This window comes from Actinomadura parmotrematis (genome assembly GCF_019458805.1).
GTDB lineage: Bacteria > Actinomycetota > Actinomycetes > Streptosporangiales > Streptosporangiaceae > Spirillospora > Spirillospora parmotrematis.
Genome location: NZ_JAIBOA010000001.1, coordinates 13,457 through 33,688, shown reverse-complemented (window position 1 = coordinate 33,688; position 20,232 = coordinate 13,457). Strand labels below are relative to the sequence as shown.

The following is a 20,232-nucleotide window of genomic DNA, read 5'->3' as shown; positions in this document are numbered from 1 at the left end:
TCATGGCGAGGGGACCCGACCATGACCGACCACCCGACCACCGACGCGCCCGCGGCACCGGGGGCGGCTCCCCCCGCGCCCGCGGACGCCCCTTCCGACCGGCTGGACCGCTCCCTGATCGTGCTCGGGCTGGTCATCGTGTCCGGCACCGTGATGGCGGTGCTGGACACCACGATCGTCAACGTCGCGCTGCAGACGCTCGGCCGCGACTTCAGCACCGACCTGTCCACCATCCAGTGGGTGGTCACCGGCTACCTGCTGGCCCTCGGCACCGTCATCCCGCTCACCGGCTGGGCCATCGACCGCTTCGGCGGCCGCCGGGTGTGGATGACCTCCATCGTGCTGTTCGTGCTCGGCTCCGCGCTCACCGGCCTCGCCTGGAACGTGGAGTCGCTGATCGCCTTCCGGGTCGTGCAGGGACTCGGCGGCGGCATGCTGATGCCGACCGGCATGGCCATCCTCACCATGGCCGCCGGGCCGCGCCGGATGGGCCGGATGATGTCGATCATCGGCGTGCCGATGCTGCTCGGGCCGGTGCTCGGCCCGGTCATCGGCGGCTACCTGGTGGAGAACGCCGACTGGCGCTGGATCTTCTTCGTGAACCTGCCGGTCGGCGCGCTCGCCCTCGCGCTCGCCTGGTGGAAGGTGCCGGGCGAGGCGCCGCACGAGGCGCGCGCGACGCTCGACCTGCGCGGCCTCGCCCTGCTGCCGCCGGGGTTCGTGCTGCTGATCTACGGGCTGTCCACCGCCAGCGGCAACGGCGGGTTCGGCGAGCCGTCCACCCTGGCCTGGATCGCGGGCGGCGCCGTCCTCATCGCGCTGTTCGTCGCGCACAGCCTGAGCCGGCGCGAGAAGGCGCTGATCGACGTGCGGCTGTTCAAGGACCGCACCTTCGCGACCGCCTCGTTCATGGTGTTCCTGGTCGGCATCGCGCTGATCGGGTCGCTGCTGCTGCTGCCGCTGTACTACCAGATCGGCCGCGGCGAGGGCGCCCTCGCGGCCGGCCTGCTGCTGGCCCCGCAGGGCCTCGGCGCGGCGTTCGCGATGCCCGTCGGCGGCCTGCTCACCGACCGGCTCGGCGCCGGGCGCGTCGTCCCGTTCGGGGTGGTGCTCATCGTCCTCGGCACCGTCGCCTTCACCCAGGTGGAGGCCGGCACCTCCTACTGGCTGCTCAGCGCCTCGCTGTTCGTGCGCGGCATGGGCCTCGGCTGCACGATGATGCCGACGATGTCGGCGGCGCTCACCACGCTGCCGCGCGCGGCGGTGTCGCGGGCGAGCAGCTCGCTCAACATCATCATGCAGCTCGGCGGCTCGTTCGGCAGCGCCCTGCTCGCCGTCATCCTGACCCGGCAGATCAGCGGCAACCTGCCGCAGCAGCCGGGCGGCGGCGGAGGCGAGAGCCACCTCGGGCAGATCCCCGAGTCGGTGCGGGTGCACGTCGCGCCGCAGCTCGCCGACTCCTTCGGCACCACCTTCTGGGTGGCGCTCGGCATCACCGCGGTGCTGATCCTGCCCGCGTTCCTGCTGCCGCGGAAGGGCAGCGCGCACAACGCGGTGCCCGTCGAGCCCCCCGTCTGACGGCCCGCCCCCGGGTGCCGCACGCCGGCGCCCGGGGCGCGTCAGGAGGCGATCGACAGGGCCGCGGCGCCGTCGCCGTTCTCGCGGGTGAGCCGCAGGGCGCGCTGGGCGTCCGGGGAGTACCGGTACCGCTCGGGGATGACCCGGGTGGTCCGGTACAGGCCCTTCAGCGTCAGCGTCGCGGCGAGGTCGGACGTCGGCAGGCCCGGCAGCCCGTACATGCGGCGCGCCCAGCGCGGCAGCGTCGACACGACCAGCGCCCCGACGGCGGGCGCGGCGAGCTTCAGCGGCACGAGCTTGGCCGGCACCGCCGGGTTGAACATGCGGCGCAGCCCGAGGCGGGCCTCGTCGCAGGCCCACACGTGGCGGCGCATGTCGCGGTAGTAGTCGCGCATGTCCTGCACCGACGCCGGGACGTTCGCCGGGTCGAGCCCGACGACCTCGGCGGCGCGGCGCTGCTCGTCGACGAACGCGTCGGCGTCGGCGCGGCTCAGCGGGACGCCGGAGCGGCGCGCCACGTCGAGGTAGGAGTCGACCTCGCCCATGTGCACCCAGAGCAGGTTCTCCGGCTCGTCGAGCGGGAAGGTCTCGCCGGTCCGCAGGTCCACGCCCGACATCTTGGCGTGCAGCTTGCGGACGCGCCGCCCGACCCGCTCCACCTCGTCGCGGGTGCCGTAGGTGCGGACGCGGACGAACTCGACGGTGCGCGCGAGCCGCGACCAGGCCGCGCTCGGGTCCATCAGCTCGGAGTTCTGCGCCGTCCCCCACATGGTGTGCGGATGCAGGGACTGCAGCAGCAGCGCCCGGACGCCGCCGACGATGAGGACGGGCTCGCCCATCACCCGCCAGGTCACCGAGCCCGGACCGAACAGCCCGTAGTCCTGCCCCGCCACGACCCCTGCCACGACCGGCCCCCTCTCGCCCGGCGGCCCGCGCCGCCGCTCACTCCAGGGTAATCACCCACTTATCTACCCGGTATGGCGCAGGTCACACGCCCGCCGGGCCCGGCGCGTCCGGGTCGGCCGGGTCCCCCGGCCCGGCCGGGTCGGCGTGCTCGGCGATCCAGGCCAGGTAGTCCAGGCTGCCCGCGACGACGGGCGTCGCGATGATCTCCGGGGTGTCGTAGGAGTGGTTGTCGCCGATCAGCGCGGCCAGCTCGTCGAACCGGCCGGCGGTGGTCTTGAACAGCACCAGCCACTCCTCGGCCGACTCGATCTCCCCCTCCCACCAGTAGGTGCTGGCGATCGGGCCGACGAGCTGGGCGCAGGCGGCGAGGCGCTCGGCGACCGCCGCCTTGGCGATGGCGGCGGCCTCGGCGCGCGAATCGGTCGTGGTGGTCACCTGGACGTATGCGGACGCCATGCCGGGCTTCCTTCCCCGCCGCGGCCGTTTCCACCGCGCCGGCCGCCGGTCCTAGCGGGCGGGCCGCACCACCAGGGCGCTGCCGCCACCCCGGCGGGACGGTTCGGCGACGGCCTGGACGACGCCCGGACGCACGAACTCCAGCGCGGTGGCGGCCCCGATCACCCCGGCGGGCGGGCCCGCGAACAGCGCGAACTGGTGCCCCCGGGCGCCGAGCGCCGCCCCGTACCGGTCGATGAACGCCTGCTCGGCCTGCACCTGCGGGGTGTTGCGCTGCGTCGCGCGGGGCGCGGCGAGCGCGGCGGGCAGGCTCATCCCGAGGTCGAGGCGGTTCAGCAGGATCTGCAGGACGGTGGTCGGGATGGTGGACCCGCCGGGGCTGCCGAGGGCGAGCCTCGGCCGGCCGTCCTTCAGCAGCAGGGTCGGCGCCATGCTGCTGCGCGGCCGCTTGCCGGGCGCCGGGAGGTTCGGGTCGGGCGCCGCGCCGGGCGCGGGCGGCTGGAGGGTGAAGTCGGTCAGCTCGTTGTTCAGCAGGAACCCGCGCCCCGGCACCGTGATGCCGCTGCCGCCCCACTGCTCGATCGTGAGGTTGTAGGCGACGACGTTCCCCCACTTGTCGGCGACGACCATGTGGGTGGTCTGCTGGCCCTCGTAGGGCAGCGCCTGCCCCTGCGCGGCGGGCGCGCAGCCGCCGTAGCGGCCGTCGGGCTCGCCGGGCGCGACGGGCGCGGTGAGCGCCTTGGCGGGGTCGATGAGGCAGGCGCGCTCGCGGGCGAAGCCCCTGGACAGCAGCTCGCGCGTCGGGACCTTCACGTAGGCGGGGTCGCCGACGTAGCGGGCGCGGTCGGCGTAGGTGAGCTTGGACGCCTCCAGGTAGGTGTGCAGGGCGCCGACGGTGTCCTTGGCGCTCAGCCGGAAGTTCCCCATGATGTTGAGGGCCTCGCCGACGGTGGTGCCGCCCGAGGAGTCCGGCGGCATCCCGTAGACGTCGAGGCCGCGGTAGCTCACCCGCGTCGGCTTCGGCGACAGCGCCCGGTAGGCGGCGAGGTCGCCGGCCTGCATGAGGCCGGGACGCACGGTGCGGGTGGCGTCGGCGGCGACCGGCGGCTTGCGCACCGTCTTCACGATCTCCTGGCCGAGCCCGCCGCCGTACAGCCAGGACGGCCCCTTGCGGGCCAGCTCCCGGTAGGTGTTCGCGAGGTCGGGGTTGCGGAACACCGACCCGACGGGCCGGGGCGCGCCGCCGGGCAGGAACAGCCGCCGCGTCGGCTCGATCGCGCTGAACCGGGCCTGGTTCAGCACGGTCTCGTCGTAGAACTCCTGGTCGACGACGAAGCCGCGGTCGGCCAGCGCGATCGAGGGCTGGAGCAGCGTGCCGAGCCGGCGGCTGCCGAACGCGTCGAGCGCCCGCTGCCACTGGGCGACGGTGCCGGGGACGCCGACGCTGAGGCCGCTGGTCACCGCCTCGTCGAACGGCAGCGCCTTGCCGGTGGCGGGGTCGACGAACGAGTCGGCGCGCATCGCGCGCGGCGCGGTCTCGCGGCCGTCGAAGGTGGACACGCGGTGCGTGCGGGCGTCGTAGTAGGTGATGTACCCGCCGCCGCCGATCGCCGCGACGTAGGGCTCGCTGACGCCGAGGGCGGCGGCGGCCGCGACGGCGGCGTCCATCGCGTTGCCGCCCTCGGCCAGCACCTCCAGGCCGATGCGGCTGGCGTCGGGGTCCACCGTGGAGATCGCGCCGCCCGAGCCGGTGGCGACCGGCTGCCGGGCCGGTGCCGGGGCGGCGAGCGCGGACGCGGGCGCGGCGGCCGCGGCGGACAGCCCGGCGGTGAGCGCGAGGGCGGCGGCCAGCGGCCGGCGGAGCGGCCTGTTCGGGCGCGTGCTGCGGAACACGGGACCTCCTGGGGAACGCGGCGCCACCACCGTGCCACCGAACTTCACGCGGCGCCACGTTCCCGTCCGGCCCCGGCCGAAACGGCGGCATACGGACGGTACAGATCGCGAATTAGCGCCTTCTCTATCGCCGCGGACCCCTTCCCGCAGGCCAATACGGGGCCGCGGACCGACGAATACCGGCGAAATTCTTGCGAATTTACCTATTCATGGGGAATTGTTGGGGACTCCCATACCTCCGCCGCGCGGCCGGCGCGCGAGCCAGGCCAGGGGGGCTCCCGCCGATGACCTGGAACACCCGCGCGCCCCGGCCCGCGGACCGCAACACCGTCTTCCGCCGCCTGCCCGTGGAGCTGGCGACCGGGCAGCGCTACGGCGGGCGGCACCGGCTGCGCGTGCTGTACCGGACCCGCGACCTGGTCGTGCTCGGCCTCGGCGTGATGATCGGCTCGGGCATCTTCACGATCTCGGGGGCGCAGGCGGCCGGCACCGCCGGGCCCGCGGTGATCGTGTCGTTCGTCCTCGCGGGCGGCGCCTGCCTGCTCGCCGCGCTCGCCTACGCCGAGCTGTCGTCGATCGTCCCGGTCGCCGGCAGCGCCTACTCCTTCACCTACGTCGCGTTCGGCGAGGTGTGGGCGTGGATCGTCGGCTGGGCGCTGATCGCCGAGCTGCTGCTCGCCGCGTCCGTCGTCGCGCGGGCCTGGTCGCTGTACGCCGCGCAGGCCCTCGCCGACTTCGGCGTGCCGGTGCCGGCCGCGGTCGCCGGCGTGATGGGCCGCCAGACCGGCCCCGACGTGCCCGCGCTGGTCCTGCTGCTCCTGCTCGTCGCGCTGCTCGCCACGGGCGGGCGGCTCGGCCTGCGGACGCTGCGGGTCATGGTGGCGGCCAAGCTGCTGGTGATCGCGCTCGTCATCGGCACCGGGCTGCGCTACTTCCGGCCCGCCAACCTCGTCCCGTTCGTGCCGCCGGCGCGGCCCGCGCCGGCGTCGGGCGGGCCCACCGTGCTGAACGCCGTCGCCGGGCACCTCACCGGCGGCTCCCCGCAGGTGTTCGGCGTGTGGGGCGTCCTCGCCGCCGCGCCCGCGATCGCCTTCGCCTACATCGGCTTCGACCTCGTCGCGACGGCGTCGGAGGAGACCGAGGACGCGCCCCGCAAGGTCCCGCGCGGCATCCTGTACGCCCTCCTGGCCGCCGTCGTGCTCTACCTCGGCGTCGCCCTCGCGATGGTCGGGATGGTGTCCTACCGGCGCCTGGATCCCGCCCGCCCGGCGCTCGGCGCCGCGTTCGCGATGGTCGGCGCGGGCGCGATGGGCAAGGTCGTGGACGTCGGCGCGGTGCTCGGGCTCACCTCGGTCGTGCTCGTCGTGCTGATCAGCCTGACCCGGGTGGTGTTCTCGATGTCGCGCGACGGGCTGCTGCCGTCCGCGCTGTCGGGGATGAGCCGCTTCCAGGCGCCCTCGCGCGCGACCGCCGTCGCGGGCGGCGCGGCCGTGGTGATGTCGCAGGTCCTCGACGTGTTCACGCTGCAGGAGCTGGTGGTGGTCGGGACGCTGTTCGCGTTCCTGTTCGTCGCCGCCGCCGTGCCCGTCCTCCGCCGCGACCGGCCCGACCTGCACCGGCCGTTCCGGATGCCGGCGGCGACGGCCCTGTCCACCCTCACCCTCGTCGCCGTCGGCTGGCTCCTGCTGAACCTGAAGGTGCGGACCTGGGCCTGCTTCGGCGCCTGGATGGCCGCCGGCCTCGCCGTCTACCTGCTGTACGGGCGGCGCCGCAGCCGCATGCGGGCGCTGCTGGACGAGCCGCCGCCCGCCGCCGTCCGGCTGGACGCCCCGCCCCCGGCCGCCCCGCCGCCGGTGCCCCTGGCGGCGCCGCCGCCCTCCCCCGGGGGCCGCCACCGGCGCTGATACCTTGGCGCCATGGACGCCGGGCGGGAGGAGCTCGCGGGCTACGACCCGAGGGACTACGACCCGGTCGCGGTGACCGTGGACGTGGTCGCGCTCACCATCCGCGGCGGGGCGCTGCACGTGCTGCTCGTCCGCCGCGGCCACCCGCCCTACACGGGGATGTGGGCGCTGCCGGGCGGGTTCGTGCACGCCGTCCGCGACGCCGAGGACCTGCCCGCGGCGGCGGTCCGCGAGCTGGCCGAGGAGACCGGCCTCAGCGCGGGCGACGGCGCGCTGCACCGCGTCCACCTGGAGCAGCTCGGCACCTACGGGGCGCCCGGCCGCGACCCGCGGATGCGCGTCATCTCGGTCGCCTACCTGGCGTTCGCGCCCGCGCTGCCCGACCCGCGCGCGGGCGGCGACGTGTCGGACGCGGCGTGGACGCCGGTGCGCGAGGTCCCCGAGCTGGCCTTCGACCACTCGCGCATCCTCGCCGACGCCCTGGAGCGCGCCCGCGGCAAGCTGGAGTACACCCCGCTCGCGACCGCGTTCTGCGCCGCCGAGTTCACCATCCCCGACCTGCGCGCCGTCTACGAGACGGTGTGGGGTGAGGAGCTGCACGCCGGGAACTTCCACCGCAAGGTGCTGTCGGTGCCCGGCTTCGTCGTGGACACCGGCCGCACCGCCGGGCCCGGCGGGCGCCGCGGCGGCCCGCGCCCCCGCCTCTACCGGGCGGGCGGCGCCGCCCTGCTGCATCCCGCGTTGCTCCGCCCCGGCCGCGAGGAGCCCCCGCCCGGCCCTTGACGTGCGCGCGGGCGCGGGGGCGGGCGGGGGCCGGTGGGAACCCACAACACCCGGTGTGCGAACCGTGATTGACCCCCGCAGGCGGTCGGCGGTCTGATCTCGGGGAGTCTCCGGGAGGTCTGCCTTGCGTGTTCGCGTCACGGTGCCGGTCGCCGCGCCCCTCGTCCTGGCCGCGCTACTGGGCGGGCTGCTGGGCGCCCCGCCCGCCCGCGCGGCGGCGCCCGACCCCGGCTGCGACCCGATCGACCCGGCCTCGTGCCTGCTGCCGTTCCCGAACGACTACAACACCGTCGCCGACCCCTCGACGCCGACCGGCCGCCGGATCCACTTCACCACGACGCTGAAGAACTCGGTCGGGCTGCCGATCCGGCCCGCCGCCTGGAACCGCTCCGACGGCTTCTCCCCCGGCTCGCCGCTGCTCACGCGGGTCGCCGGGCTGGACCTGGCGCGGACGGGCGCCGCGCCGATCACCGACATCGGCGCGTCGCTGGACCCCGCCGCGCCGATCGTGATCGTCGACACCGCCACCGGGAAGCGCTGGCCCTACTGGGCCGAGCTCGACGCCAACGCCACCGACCCCGCCCGCCGGGCGCTCATCGTGCGGCCCGCCCGCAACTTCCTGGAGGGCCACCACTACGCCGTCGCGCTGCGGAACCTCAAGGACTCCGCGGGCGCCGCCCTCGCCCCGAACCCCGCCTTCGCCAAGATCGCGGGCGCGGCGCTGCCGGCGTCCGACCCGCTCGCCGCGCGCCAGCGCGCCGCCCGCCCCGTCCTGGACGCGCTGGCCCGCAACGGCGTGTCCAGGACGGGCCTCTACCTGGCCTGGGACTTCACCGTCGCGTCCCGCCAGAGCCTGTCGGGGCGCGTCCTGAAGATGCGCGACGAGTCGCTGAAGCAGCTCGGCGGGAAGTCGCCCGGCTTCGTCGTCACCAAGGTCACCGACAACGCCGACGGCGCCATCGCCCGCGAGGTGCAGGGCACCCTCGCCGCGCCCAGCTACCTGAACCTGCCCGGCGGCATCCCCGGCTCGGCGTTCAACTACGGCAAGGACGGCCTGCCCGCGCGGCCCCTCGGCAACGTGCAGCCGGTGACGTTCCAGTGCGAGATCCCCCGCTCGGCGCTCACCGCGCCCGCCAAGCCAGCCCTCTACGGCCACGGCCTGCTCGGCGGCGAGGGCGAGGTCGGCGCGGGCAACGTCAAGGCCATGGCGGCCGAGCACGGCTTCGTGTTCTGCGCGACCAAGTGGGTCGGGATGTCCAGCGAGGACGTCCCCAACGTCATCACCGCGCTCGCCGACCTGTCGCGGTTCGAGACCGTCGCCGACCGGCTCCAGCAGAGCCTGCTGGACTTCGTCTTCCTCGGCCGCGCCATGACCACCGGGTTCGGCAGGGACAAGGCGTTCCAGAACGCCGGCGGGAAACCCGTCATCGACACGTCCGCCCAGCTCACCTACGACGGCAACAGCCAGGGCGGCATCATGGGCGGCGCCCTCACCGCCGTCTCCCCCGACGTCCGGCGCGCCGTGCTCGGCGTCCCGGCGATGAACTACAGCACGCTGCTGAACCGCAGCGCCGACTTCCCCGAGTACGCGCAGGTCCTCGACCTGTTCTACCCCGACAAGCTGGACCAGCAGCTCGGCCTCGCGCTCATCCAGATGCTCTGGGACCGCGGCGAGGCCGACGGCTACGCCCAGCACCTGACCACCGACCCGCTGCCCGGCACCCCCGCGCACCGCGTCCTGCTGCACACCGCGTTCGGCGACCACCAGGTCGCGACCGTCGCCGCCGAGGTCGAGGCCCGCACCATCGGCGCCCGCCTGCACGCCCCGGCGCTGGTGCCCGGCCGCAGCGCCGACAAGGTCCCCTTCTGGGGCATCCCGGCGATCACGTCCTACCCGTACGCGGGGTCGGCGCTGGTCATGTGGGACTCGGGCGCCGCCGCGCCGCCCCTCACCAACACCCCGCCGACCACCGGCCGCGACCCGCACTCCGACCCGCGCAACAACGCCGACGCGCGCCGGCAGAAGGCGGCGTTCCTGGAGACCGGTCAGGTCGTGGACGTGTGCGGCGGCGCGCCCTGCGTGATCACGCCCTGATAGGCCAGCGCCCACCACAGCTCGGCGAGCGTGCCGTGGTCGCGCAGGTCGGCGCCGGTCAGCTCCTCGAACCGGCGCAGCCTGTTGCGCAGCGTGTTGGGGTGCACGTAGAGGGCCCGCGCGGTGTCCTCCACGTGCATCCCGCCCGCCAGGTAGGCGACGAGGGTCCGCTCGATGTCGGGCAGCGCGCGCAGCGGCGCGAGGTAGCGCTCGTGCAGCAGCGCGCCGACCTCCCGTTCGGCGACGACGGCGGCGCGCAGGCCGAGCCCGGCGAGGTCGTGCACGCCGGTCAGCCCGAAGCGGGCGGCGGCGTCCAGCGCGCGGGACGCCTGCTCGAACGCCGGGCGCGCGGCGGCGGGCCGCACGGCCGGGCCGACGCCGACGACGACGCCCTCCGGGAGCGCGGCGGGCCGGCGGGCGAGGAGCCCGGCGACGTCGCCGTCCAGCAGGGTGACGGGCGGCGCGGTGTGCGGCAGGTAGGGGACGAGCGCGGTGACGATGGCGCGCGCGTCGCCGGGGCCGCGCGCCCGGAACGGCACGTACGCGCGGTCGGGGTCCAGGCCGAACGCGGCGGCCTGCGCGGGCAGCGACTCGGGGCTCTGCGTCCCCGACAGGACGGCCCGGATGAACGCGCCGCGCCGCCGCTGCGCGTCGAGCGCGGTCTCCAGCTCGACGCGCCGGTGCTCGCGGGCGGCGCGGACCATGACGTCGTCGGCCCACTCCCACACCCGCTCGGCCAGGGCGAGGATCTCGTCGGGGTCGGCGGACCGCCGCCGGGCCTCCCCCGCGAACCGCTCCCACACGGTGCGGACGCCGACGCGGTAGGCGCGCAGCACGTCCTCGACGGGGATGCCGCGGGCCGCCCGGTCGGCGCCGGCGGCCGCCGCGTCCAGGCCGCGGCCCTCGCCGTCCATGAGGAAGGCGATGCCGTCGCGGACGCTCGCGGCGACGCCCGGCCGCAGCAGGGCGCGCGGGACGCGCGCGTAGGAGGGGATCTCGGCGGCCACCCGGTCCAGCACCAGGTCCACGACCGCCTCGGCCTCGCGCACCAGGCAGCCCAGGGTCTCGGCGACGGCCGCGGACCTGGCCACCGGGCGCCTCCAGACGGGATCGGGCCGAACGGGTCGGGGGCTGCCAGGCTACGAAGATCCTCCCGCCCGGTACAGCCCCCGCCGCCCGCCCCGGCCCGCCGCCCTACTCCTCGCCGCCCGACACGTAGGCGAGCGTGAGGACCGAGCGGGCCGCCTCGGTCCACCGGTCGATGGCGGCCGCGGTGAGCGCGCCGCCCGCCGGCGGCAGCCAGGCGATCAGCCCGGTGACCGCGGGATCCAGCTCCTTGCCCGTCATGACCTGCTGCCCGGCGTAGGTGGCGCCGGCCATGCCGGGATCCCCGGGGTTGCCGGCGAAACGCCCCGCCAGCCGGGCCTGCGCCGGGGACATCTCGTGCGCCGCGTTGTTCGACATGGGCAGCAACCTAGCCAGCGCCGCCCCGCCCGCGACCGGTGATCTCCAACGCCTTTGCCGCACACCGGCGGGTTCATTGCGGGCCGCCCGGCGGGCTCACTCCGCGGCGAGGTGCCGCTCGACCGTCTCGACCTTCGCCGTCAGGGCGTCCCGGACGCCGGGCCGCAGGTCGGCCTTGACGACGAGGCTGACGCGCGGCGCCCGCGCGGCGACGGCGTCGGTGGCGGCCTTGACGACCGCCATCACCTCGTCCCACTCGCCCTCGACGGTGGTGAACATGGCGTCGGTGCGGTTCGGCAGGCCGCTCGCCCGCACCACCCGGACCGCCTCCGCGACGATCTCCCCGACGTCCTCCCCGGTCCCGAGCGGCGTCACCGAGAACGCGACCAGCATGGCCTCCCCCTCTCCGCGGTCCCCCCTACGGCTGGACCACCTGCCGCACCACGATCTCATCCAGCCGGCGTTCGACGATGACCCCCACCGGCCAGTCGCGGACGAGGGTGCGCAGGGTGGCCGCCTCGTGCTCGGCGTAGGAGGGGTCGTAGCCCTGCTGCTCCAGGCTGCTGCGGATGGCCTCGCGGTAGTCGGCCTCGGTGAAGCCGGGGACCTCGCGGACCATCGCGGTGGTGGTGGCGCGGTGGGAGTTCAGCCCCGCGAACGCGCGGCCGCAGCCGCAGCCGCCGTCGGGGTCGTCGCGGTCGCGGGCGCACACGACGCCGATGTGGACGAGCTCGCCCTCGACGCACCAGTCGAAATCGTTGTCCCGGTAGCCCTGAGTCGTGTTGGTGGCGGTCAGCAGCTTCACGGCAGGCCCCTTCTTCCCCTGACGGCCTTACCGTACTTCGCGGGTCGGACACCGCACGCCGGAACGGGCGAGCGCGCGGGCGCGACGACCCTCCTCATACCGGGACGGGCTCCCTAGAATCGGGCCTGAACCGAGGAGCCCGATGACCGAGACCGACGACACCGTCCGGACCGATCCCGCCGCGAGCGGCGGCCCGGAGGGGACCCCGCCGCGCCGCGCGCGGCGCCTGCTCTGGGTGGTCGCTCTGCTGCTCCCGCCACTGCTGGCGGTGGCGCTCTGGCCGATCGTCGCCGCGAACATCGCGATCGCCGTCGTGCTGCTGCTCTGCTACGCGGTGGTGGCGGCGTTCATGGCCGCGCCGGGGCGCCGCGAGCGGCGGCGGGACCGGGCCGAGCGCAAGCTGACCCGCAGCTCCGGCCGCTTCGGCGAAGCTTACGCGCGGTCGCTGGCCGCCGAGCTGCGCGGCGACGCGCGCCAGGCCGCGCCGGCGGCGTTCGCGGCGCCGCTGCTGGAGGACGTCGCGGTGGACGTCACCCCGCGCGACGGCGGGCCGGGCGAGCGGGTGCCGCTGTCGTCGCTGATCGGCGGCGCCGAGCCGTGCGTCCTCGCGCTCGTCGGCGAGCCCGGCGGCGGCCGGACAGCGCTGCTGCGGCGGACGGCGCTGCGGCTCGCCCTGTCCCCCGACGGCGCGCGCCGCCCCGTGCCGGTCCTGCTCTGCCTGCGCGACCACGCGGCGCGGATCGTCGCCGAACCGGGGACGGGCCTCGCCGAGCTGGCCGCCGCCTCCGCCGGCAAGGTCCCCGCCGACCGCGCGCCGGACTGGTTCGCCGAGCGGCTGGCCGCCGGCGCCTGCACCGTCCTGCTCGACGGCCTGGACGAGGTCGCCGATCTCGCGGACCGCCGCGCCGTCGCCGCCTGGATCGCGCGGCAGGCCCGCGAGCTGCCCGGCAACGACGTCGTCGTCGCCGCCCGCGCCGCCGCCTACCGGGCGGCCCCCGTCGAGGGCGCGCGGGTGGTGGAGACGCGCGGGCTGACCGGCGAGCAGGTCACCGCGTTCCTGCGCGGCTGGTACCGAGCGGTCGAGCCGGCCGGGCGCGGCGCGGCGCCCGTCGAGGACGCCCCCGACCGCGCGGCGGGCGAGCTGCGCGAGCGGCTGCGCGCCGCGCCCGCCCTGGACGGCGCGATCGCCGCCCCGCTGTCCCTCACCATGATCGCCAACCTGGACCGGCGCGGCGCCGTCCCGCCCGCCGACCGCCTCGCCCTGCTCGCGGCGGTCTGCGACGTCCCCGGCGCGCCGGACGCCGCCGGGCCGCTCCGCGAGCTGGCCTACGCGATGATGCGCGACCGGGTCCGCGACGTGCCCCGCGACGGCCTCGACCCGGTGCTGCGCGGCGGCGCGGGCGGGCTGCTCGCCGAGCGGCCCGGCGACCGGGCGGCGTTCGCGCAGCCGGCGTTCCAGGAGTACCTGGCCGCCGAGCGGATCGCCGCCGACGGCCCGGTGGACGCGCTCACCGGGTCGGTCACCGACGACTGGTGGCGCGAGTGCGCGCTGATGTACGCCGCCCGCTCCGACGCCGGGCCCCTCGTCCGGGCCTGCCTGGACGCCGCGCACGGCGCGGGCGGCGCGGTCGCGCTGGAGCTCGCGCTCGCCTGCGCCGACGAGGGCGACGAGCTCGACCCGGCCCTCCGCGCCGAGCTGAACGCCCTGCTGGCGCCCGGCTCGGACCTGGACCCGGCCCGCCGCGCCGAGGCGGGCGCGGCGGCGACGGCGCGGCGCCTCCGCCAGACGTTCCCGGTGGCGAGCGGCGGGCGGCTCTGCGTCCAGCCGGTGTCGGAGGCCATGTACGCGCAGTTCCTCGACGCGCGGCCGGGCCACGACCCCGACCGCGCGCCCGGCGACCGCGACCCCGACGCCGCCGTCACCGGCGTGCGCGCCGAGGACGCCGTCGCGTTCGTCGACTGGGTGAACGGGCTGACCGGCGGCCGCCACCGGCTGCCCTACCGCGCCGAGGTCGAGGACCGCCGGGTCCGCGACCTGCTGCCGCCCGGCGGGCACTGCCTGTGGGTGCGGCCGGACGCCGCCGCCGAGGCGCCCGTCCTCTGGCGGCCGCCGGACGCCCCCGACCCGCACGCCCTGTCGCCGGGCCTCGTCGCGCGGTCCCTGGACGCCGACCTGCCGCGCATCCGCGCCTCGCTCGCCGCGATGTCGCTGCTGTGGGCGCGGACGGTCGCGGTGTTCGCGCAGCGGCTCGCCGAGGAGTCCGGCGACCCCGAGGCGGCCCGCGCCCTCGCGCGGCTGCCCGCCGTCGCCGCCGGCCTCGGGGAGGTCCGCGGCTCGGGGCTGCTCGACGGCACCGTCCCCGAGCTGCGCCTCGACCTGGCCTACGACCTGGAGGAGCAGCGGGTCCGCGACGCGCTGCCGTCGCTGGCGGGCAACCTCAAGCCCGGGCAGGCCGCCGCGCTCGCCCGCGTCCTCGGCGCCGAGCTCGTCGCCGGCCTGTCGTCGCTGCTGGACGCGCCGGACGGCCCGCCCGCCGGGCTGCCCGACCTCGGCCCGGCGCTCCGCGACCTCGCCGCCGGGCTGCGCCGCGACCGCCGCCGCCACCCGGCGGCGTACGCGGGGACGGGCGAGACGGCGCCGGTGCGGCTCGCCCGCGCCACCGTCGACGACGTCGCGGTCGGCGAGCGGCTGCGCCGCGCGTTCCGCACCGTCCCGCACCGCGCCGAGACGCTGATCGACGGCGTGACCGCGGCGTGGCCGACGGCGGCGCAGCTCACCGGCCTGCCGCACCTGCTCGGGATCTCCTGGACGCCGCTGCTGCTGCCCGACCGCGCCGGCCAGCCCGAGCGCCCGTACGCGGCGCGCTGGTCGCAGACCGTCAACGAGGAGGTGGTGCGGCTCGCCGGCGAGGTGTTCGACCGGTCCACGCCCTTCGACGCGCGGGCGGCGCGGACGCTGCGGCTGGTCGCGCTCGCCGTGCCGGGCGCGTCGGTGGCCGACAAGGTCTACATCGACATCGCGGCGGCGGCCGTGTGGGTGGAGCGCCGCCGGACGGGGCGGACGCAGCCGGTGGAGTCGATCGTCCTCGCCACCGGCTGACCTCCCGCCGTCACCCGGCGGGCAGGGCGGCGATCTCGGCGCGGACCTCCCCGGCGAGGAGCCGCTCGCCGACCAGCTCGAACCCGCCGACGGCCTCGCCGAGCGCCGCGCGGGCCTCGGCCCAGCGCTCCAGCCGGGCGAGGGCGCCGCCGAGCAGGCGCTGCACGGACGGCACCGCCGCGAGGATGCGCTGGTCGCGCAGCGGCGGGACGGCCCGCGCGTAGTACGCGGCGGCCTCGTCCCAGCGGCCGAGGGCGGCGCTGCACTCGCCGAGGCGCCGCAAGGTGAGGCCGAGGGTCTGCTCCCGCACGCTCGGCGTCCCGGCGTAGGAGGGGTCGGTGAGGACGGCGATGAGGGCCAGGTGGTCGCGGAGGGCCTCCTCCGGGCGGCCGAGGTGGCGGAGCGCGTCGCCGCGGACGTTGACCGCCTGCGGGTAGCCGTCCCAGTCGCCGAGCCGCTCGAACATCGCGGCGGCCCGCCCGGCGTGGTCGGCGACCCGCTCCCACTCGCCGAGGTGGCGGAGCGCGAACGCCACGTAGGCGAACGACCACGCCTCCTGGCGGGCGTCGCCCGCCGCGCGCGCCAGGTCCAGGGCGGCCAGGGCGTGGTCGACGCCCTCCCGGTGGCGGCCCTCGGCGACCGACGCCGCCCACGACAGGTAGTTGAGGTGGGTGGCCTCCAGGGCGGGGTCGCCGAGGGCGCGGCCGGCGGCCGCGGCGAGCCCGAACACCTCGGTCCAGTGTCCCCAGTGCGTCCAGCGCTCGGAGAACCAGTGCATGGCCTCGGCGGTGTCGGCGACCCGCCGGTGGCGTCCGGCGGCCGCCGCCGAGCGCAGCGCCGGCAGCCAGTGGACGCTCTCGGCTTGCAACCAGGCCAGCGCCTCGGCGGAGGTCTCCAGCGGGGCGAGGCCGGGGTCGTCGGGCGGGGCGCCGTAGCCGGGCTCGAACCAGCGCCCGGCCTGGATCGCGGTGTGCAGGAGGCGGTCCTCCATCTCCTCGCGCAGGCGCCGCCGCGCGCCGCCGTCCTCCTCGGCGGTGAAGCGGTCGCGGGCGAACAGGCGGACGAGGTCGTGCAGCCGGTAGCGGCCGTGGTCGGGCATCTGGAGCAGCCCGAGCTCGACCAGCTCCTCCAGCGCCTCCTCGCACTCGGCGGTGCCGGTCCCGGCGAGGAGCGCGGCGAGGGGCGCGCCGAAGTGCGGGCCGGGGATCGGCGCGAGCCGCCGGAACGCCGTCCGGGCGCCCTCCGACAGCTGCCGGTAGGACAGCGCGAACGCGGCGGCGATGTGCAGGTCGCCGGCCGACAGCGCCTGGAGCCGCCGCTCCTCGCCGGCGAGGCGGGCGGCGAGGTCGGCGACGCTCCAGGCGGGGCGGCTGAGCAGCCGGTTCGCGGCGATCCGCAGGGCGAGCGGCAGGTTGCCGCAGAGCCGGGCGATCCCGGCCAGCTCGGCGTCGCCGGCGGTGCCCGGCCGGACCGCGGTGAGGATCGTGCGCAGCAGCGCCACCGCCTCGCCGGAGGTCATCTCCGGCAGCGGCAGGTGGTGCACGCCCTCCAGCCCGGCCAGGGTGCGGCGGCTGGTCAGCAGCACCATCCCCGGGCCGTCGCCGGGCAGCAGCGGCCGCACCTGCGCCTCGTCCGCGGCGTTGTCCAGGACGATCAGCGCCCGGCGGTCGCGCAGCAGCGTCCGGTAGAGGCCCGCGCGCTCCTGGAGGTCGCGCGGGACGTGCCGGTCGGCGACGCCGAGGCCGTGCAGGAGGCGGGCGAGCGCGTCGCCCGGCGCGAGCGGCGCCTCGTCCATGCCGCGCAGGTCCACGAACAGGCTCCCGCCGGGGAAGGCGGGCGCGAGGTGCTCGGCCGCGCGGACCGCGAGGGCGGTCTTGCCGAGGCCGGGGCCGCCCGACAGGGCCGCGACCACCACCGGGCCGGGGCCGCCGGCCGCGCCCGCCAGCCGGTCCAGGACGCCGAGCTCGGCCGCCCGGCCGGTGAAGTCGCGGACGCCGCGCGGCAGGCCGGACACCCCGCTCACCCCGCCCGGCGCGGCGGGGGCCGGGCGGCGCCCGCCGCGCGCGGCGTCCGCCAGCTCCTCGCGCGCCCCGGCGGGCAGCCCGAGGGCGGCCGCGAGCGCGGCGACGCTCCGCCGCTGCGGCGAGCGGCTCCGGCCGCGCTCCATGTCGCCGATCGCGCGGACGCTCACCCCGGACGCGTCCGCCAGCCCCTCGATCGTCAGGCCCGCCGCCAGGCGGTGGTCCCGCAGCAGCTCCCCGAACCCGACCGGTCCGCCCACCGATCCCCCCAAGAACGATGTACCGCCCCAGAACGGCACGAAGTGATCTTACCGGCGGTTTCCGCACTTCTGCCTGTGGTTCTGCCTGGTCCGGACCGCCCGCCGCTGGTTGCCTGGTCCGGTACGACCGAGCGCCGCCCCCACCCCCGCCGGCGGCGCCGGGAGGTTCCCGAGCAAGGAGTGGCATGGCGCTGATCGGCCGCGGGGCGGAGCTGGACCGCGTCCTGGAGGTGACCGGCTCCGGCGGCGACGGCGCGCTGCTGGTCCTCGGTGAGGCGGGGGCCGGCAAGAGCGCCCTGCTGGACGAGGCCGCCGCGCGGCTCGCACGGGCGGGCCGCCTCGTGCTCCGCGCCGAGGGCGGCGAGTCGGAGGCCCCCTACTCCCTCGCCTGCCTGCATCAGCTCCTGCTCCCCCTGCACCCGCATCTCGCCGGCCTGCCCGCGCACCTGCGGACCACGCTGGAGGCGGCGTTCGGCCTGGTGCCCGCCGAACGCGCCCCCGACCCGATGCTGCTGCGCATCGCGGTGCTGACGCTGCTCACCGGCGTCTCGCGGGGACGTCCCGTCGCGCTCGTCGTCGACGACGTGCACCACTGCGACCGCGACTCGGCGGAGGTGCTCGGCTTCGTCCTCCGCCGCCTCGCGGGCGCCGACGTGGCGGTGCTGCTCGCCGCGCGCGGCGGGCAGCCCGGCCGGGACGCGCTCAGCCCCGCCCTGCACGGCCCGCCGGTGCTCGCGCTCGGCCCGCTCGGCGCGCCGGACGCCGCCCGGCTGCTGGACCGCCAGCCCCTGCCCCCGGCGGGCCGCGCCCGGCTGGAGCTGCTGGAGCAGGCCCGCGGCAACCCGCTGGCGATCGTCGAGCTGTGCCGGGCCGCCCGACGGCGCCCCGCACCGGACGCACCGGACGCGGCGGACGCCTCGCGCGTGCAGGAGCTGTACGCCGCCCGGCTGCGGGCGCTGCCCGCCGCGACCCGGCGGGCGGTGCTGTACGCGGCCGCCGGCGAGCACGAGGACCTGGCGACGGTGATGCGGGCCGCCGGGCACGGCTCGGACCTCGCGGTGTGGCAGCCCGCCGAGGAGGCCGGGCTCGTCGCCGTCGGCGAGGACCGCGTCCGGTTCCGGCACCCGCTGGCCCGCACCACCGCCTACCGGACGGCGACCGCGCGGCTGCGGCAGGAGGCCCACCACGCCTTCGCGGAGGCGCTCGGCGGCGACCCCGAGCGGCGCGCCTGGCACCGGGCGGGCGCGGGCGTCGGGCCGGACGAGGCGATCGCCGCCGACCTGGAGGCCGCCGCCGCGCTCGCCGAGGGACGCGGCGACTGGTTCGCGGCGGGCCGCGCCCTGGAGCGCGCCGCCGAGTCCAGCCCGGCCGCGCCCGACCGCGCGCGCCGCTACGCCAGGGCGCTGCACGCCGCCGACCGGGCGGGCGACCGGTCCTGGGTGCTCGACCTGCACGCCCGGGTCACCGCGCTCACCGGCGACACCGACCTGCTCGGCCCCACCACCGGCGGCGCCGCGCTCGCCCTGTCGCTGGCGTCCCGGCAGCGTGAGGCCGGCCGGCTCGTCCTCGGCGCGCTGGAGGACGCCCCGCCGCGCGACGGCCGCACCGCCCTCGCGCTCGTGTCGGTGCTCGGCGCCGTCGCCTACCAGTCCGGGCTGCCGCGCTTCCGGCGGCCGCTCGCCGGCCTGCTCGGCCGCATCCCGCCGGGGGCGGGCGGCGCGCCCGCCGACCTCGACGACGAGACGTGCGCGGCGATGCGGGACGTCGTCCTCGCCACCGCCGACCCGGCCGCCAACGCGCGCGTCCTGCTCGACCGCGCGCGCCCCGGCGGCACGGCGACGGAGCTGCTCTGCGCCGGCTCGGTCGCCTGGTTCGCCGACGAGTCCGAGCGCTGCGCCGACGCCCTGCGCCGCGCCTTCGACGCGCTGCGCCCGGCGGGCGCCATGGGCAGCGCGGCCACCTGCCTCGTCCCGTTCGCCGCGTCGCTCATCGACACCGGCCGCTGGGCGGAGGCCGCCACCGCCCTGGAGGAGGCGGCGGCGCTCGCCACCGTGCACCACCTCACCCACATCGAGGTCGACGCGGCCGCGCTCGGCGCCGTCCTCGCCGCGCTGCGCGGCCGCCCCGCCGAGCTTCCCGGCGCGTCCTGGACGGCGGTGGACCTGAACGAGAACCGCGCCACGCACGCCCTGCTGCTCCGCGCCGCCGCCGCGCGGGCCGAGGCCGCCGGCGACCTGGACGAGGCGTTCCGCCTCCTGCGCGCCCTGTTCGCCGACGACGGCGAGCCGCTGCACTACGTCCTGTCGGGCCGGTCGATCGCCGAGCTCGCCTCGCTCGCCCTGCGCACCGGCCGCCAGGGCGAGGCCGCCGCGCCGCTCGCGGCCGTCCGGGAGGCCGCCGGGCCGCGGCCGTCCAAGCGGGCGACGCTGCTGCTGCACCACGCGTCCGCGCTGCTGGACGACGCCCCAGACGGTCTCGCGGAAGGTTCCGCCGCCGAGCGCGCGTTCCGGCTCGCGGCCGTCGATCCCGCCGCCGAGCAGTGGCCGCTCGACCGCGCCCGCGCCCGCCTGGACTACGCGCGCTGGCTACGGCGCCGGCGGCGTCCCCTGGACGCCCGCCCGCTCCTGGCCGCCGCGCTGGACGCCTTCACCCGGCTCGGCGCCGCCCCGCAGGCCGCCGAGGCCGCCGCCGAGCTGCGGGCGAGCGGCGTGCCGACGGCCGCGCCCGCCGGGCCGTCCGGGGCCGGCCCGCTGGCGGCGCTCACCGCCCAGCAGCAGCAGATCGTGCGGCTCGCCGCGACCGGCCTCAGCAACCGCGAGATCGCCGACCGGCTCACCCTGTCGCCGCGCACCATCGGCTCGCACCTGTACCAGGCGTACCCGAAGCTCGGCGTGAGCAGCCGCCACCAGCTCCGCGACATCGTCGCGGGCGGCTGAAACACGCCTGGTGGGCGGCGGCTACAGTGTC

General features: G+C 77.3%; 14 protein-coding genes. 6 read left to right on the top strand and 8 right to left on the bottom strand.

Annotation, left to right across the window (positions count from 1 at the left end; genetic code table 11):
- The first annotated feature begins 21 nt into the window (after nt 1-21).
- A complete protein-coding gene (locus tag K1Y72_RS00135) occupies nt 22-1,578 on the top strand; it encodes a DHA2 family efflux MFS transporter permease subunit (RefSeq protein WP_220161996.1) in 1,557 nt (518 codons plus the stop codon).
- A 41-nt stretch (nt 1,579-1,619) separates the two neighbouring features.
- Here K1Y72_RS00135 and K1Y72_RS00130 read toward each other — a convergent pair whose 3' ends face one another.
- The 3 genes from K1Y72_RS00130 to ggt form a co-directional block, all read right to left on the bottom strand.
- Nucleotides 1,620-2,483 carry an oxygenase MpaB family protein gene (locus tag K1Y72_RS00130; RefSeq protein ID WP_308286814.1) on the bottom strand — a complete coding sequence of 288 codons (864 nt, stop codon included), beginning with the start codon at nt 2,481-2,483 and terminating at the stop codon, nt 1,620-1,622.
- Nucleotides 2,484-2,565: 82 nt separating this feature from the next.
- Nucleotides 2,566-2,940 carry a divalent-cation tolerance protein CutA gene (gene cutA / locus K1Y72_RS00125; RefSeq protein ID WP_220161995.1) on the bottom strand — a complete coding sequence of 125 codons (375 nt, stop codon included), beginning with the start codon at nt 2,938-2,940 and terminating at the stop codon, nt 2,566-2,568.
- A gap of 51 nt (nt 2,941-2,991) precedes the next feature.
- On the bottom strand, nt 2,992-4,833 hold the full coding sequence (gene ggt / locus K1Y72_RS00120; RefSeq protein ID WP_308286813.1) for a gamma-glutamyltransferase: 1,842 nt from the start codon (nt 4,831-4,833) through the stop codon (nt 2,992-2,994).
- A gap of 284 nt (nt 4,834-5,117) precedes the next feature.
- Between ggt and K1Y72_RS00115 the strand changes: the two genes are divergently transcribed.
- The 3 genes from K1Y72_RS00115 to K1Y72_RS00105 all read left to right on the top strand — a co-directional run bounded on the left by K1Y72_RS00115 (nt 5,118) and on the right by K1Y72_RS00105 (nt 9,615).
- Complete coding sequence (locus K1Y72_RS00115; RefSeq protein WP_220161993.1) at nt 5,118-6,737, top strand: APC family permease; 1,620 nt, start codon at nt 5,118-5,120, stop codon at nt 6,735-6,737.
- Nucleotides 6,738-6,749: 12 nt separating this feature from the next.
- Nucleotides 6,750-7,520, top strand: a complete 771-nt coding sequence (locus tag K1Y72_RS00110; RefSeq protein WP_220161992.1) for an NUDIX hydrolase — start codon at nt 6,750-6,752, stop codon at nt 7,518-7,520.
- A gap of 124 nt (nt 7,521-7,644) precedes the next feature.
- Entirely contained in the window at nt 7,645-9,615 is a 1,971-nt protein-coding gene (locus K1Y72_RS00105) for a hypothetical protein (RefSeq protein ID WP_220161991.1), read from the top strand.
- Here K1Y72_RS00105 and K1Y72_RS00100 read toward each other — a convergent pair.
- The 4 genes from K1Y72_RS00100 to K1Y72_RS00085 all read right to left on the bottom strand — a co-directional run bounded on the left by K1Y72_RS00100 (nt 9,567) and on the right by K1Y72_RS00085 (nt 11,884).
- Complete coding sequence (locus K1Y72_RS00100) at nt 9,567-10,706, bottom strand: PucR family transcriptional regulator (RefSeq protein ID WP_220161990.1); 1,140 nt, start codon at nt 10,704-10,706, stop codon at nt 9,567-9,569. The genes K1Y72_RS00105 and K1Y72_RS00100 overlap by 49 nt on opposite strands.
- A 103-nt stretch (nt 10,707-10,809) precedes the next feature.
- Nucleotides 10,810-11,079, bottom strand: coding sequence for a hypothetical protein (locus tag K1Y72_RS00095; protein WP_220161989.1), 270 nt, complete (start codon nt 11,077-11,079; stop codon nt 10,810-10,812).
- 96 nt (nt 11,080-11,175) lie between these two features.
- The gene (locus tag K1Y72_RS00090) at nt 11,176-11,472 is read right to left on the bottom strand and encodes an MTH1187 family thiamine-binding protein (RefSeq protein WP_220161988.1); all 297 of its coding nucleotides are present in this window, start codon (nt 11,470-11,472) and stop codon (nt 11,176-11,178) included.
- A gap of 25 nt (nt 11,473-11,497) precedes the next feature.
- Nucleotides 11,498-11,884, bottom strand: a complete 387-nt coding sequence (locus K1Y72_RS00085; RefSeq protein WP_220161987.1) for a DUF7715 family protein — start codon at nt 11,882-11,884, stop codon at nt 11,498-11,500.
- Nucleotides 11,885-12,026: 142 nt separating this feature from the next.
- Between K1Y72_RS00085 and K1Y72_RS00080 the strand changes: the two genes are divergently transcribed.
- Nucleotides 12,027-14,984 (top strand): NACHT domain-containing protein, encoded by a 2,958-nt coding sequence (locus K1Y72_RS00080; protein WP_220161986.1) that lies wholly within the window; start codon nt 12,027-12,029, stop codon nt 14,982-14,984.
- 10 nt (nt 14,985-14,994) lie between these two features.
- On the opposite strand, the gene K1Y72_RS00075 is transcribed toward K1Y72_RS00080, so the two are convergent.
- Nucleotides 14,995-17,265: an ATP-binding protein gene (locus K1Y72_RS00075; RefSeq protein ID WP_220161984.1), complete on the bottom strand. Its 2,271-nt coding sequence runs from the start codon at nt 17,263-17,265 to the stop codon at nt 14,995-14,997.
- A 185-nt stretch (nt 17,266-17,450) separates the two neighbouring features.
- Here K1Y72_RS00075 and K1Y72_RS00070 point away from each other — a divergent pair, with 185 nt between their 5' ends.
- Nucleotides 17,451-20,201 carry a helix-turn-helix transcriptional regulator gene (locus K1Y72_RS00070; protein ID WP_220161982.1) on the top strand — a complete coding sequence of 917 codons (2,751 nt, stop codon included), beginning with the start codon at nt 17,451-17,453 and terminating at the stop codon, nt 20,199-20,201.
- The last annotated feature ends 31 nt before the right edge of the window (nt 20,202-20,232 follow it).

Excerpts from the sequence above, each read along its gene's own strand:
- K1Y72_RS00135 (WP_220161996.1), top strand. The coding sequence starts at position 22 with ATGACCGACCACCCGACCACCGACGCGCCCGCGGCACCGGGGGCGGCT.
- cutA (WP_220161995.1), bottom strand. The coding sequence starts at position 2,940 with ATGGCGTCCGCATACGTCCAGGTGACCACCACGACCGATTCGCGCGCC.
- K1Y72_RS00115 (WP_220161993.1), top strand. The coding sequence starts at position 5,118 with ATGACCTGGAACACCCGCGCGCCCCGGCCCGCGGACCGCAACACCGTC.
- K1Y72_RS00110 (WP_220161992.1), top strand. The coding sequence starts at position 6,750 with ATGGACGCCGGGCGGGAGGAGCTCGCGGGCTACGACCCGAGGGACTAC.
- K1Y72_RS00095 (WP_220161989.1), bottom strand. The coding sequence starts at position 11,079 with ATGTCGAACAACGCGGCGCACGAGATGTCCCCGGCGCAGGCCCGGCTG.
- K1Y72_RS00090 (WP_220161988.1), bottom strand. The coding sequence starts at position 11,472 with ATGCTGGTCGCGTTCTCGGTGACGCCGCTCGGGACCGGGGAGGACGTC.
- K1Y72_RS00080 (WP_220161986.1), top strand. The coding sequence starts at position 12,027 with ATGACCGAGACCGACGACACCGTCCGGACCGATCCCGCCGCGAGCGGC.
- K1Y72_RS00070 (WP_220161982.1), top strand. The coding sequence starts at position 17,451 with ATGGCGCTGATCGGCCGCGGGGCGGAGCTGGACCGCGTCCTGGAGGTG.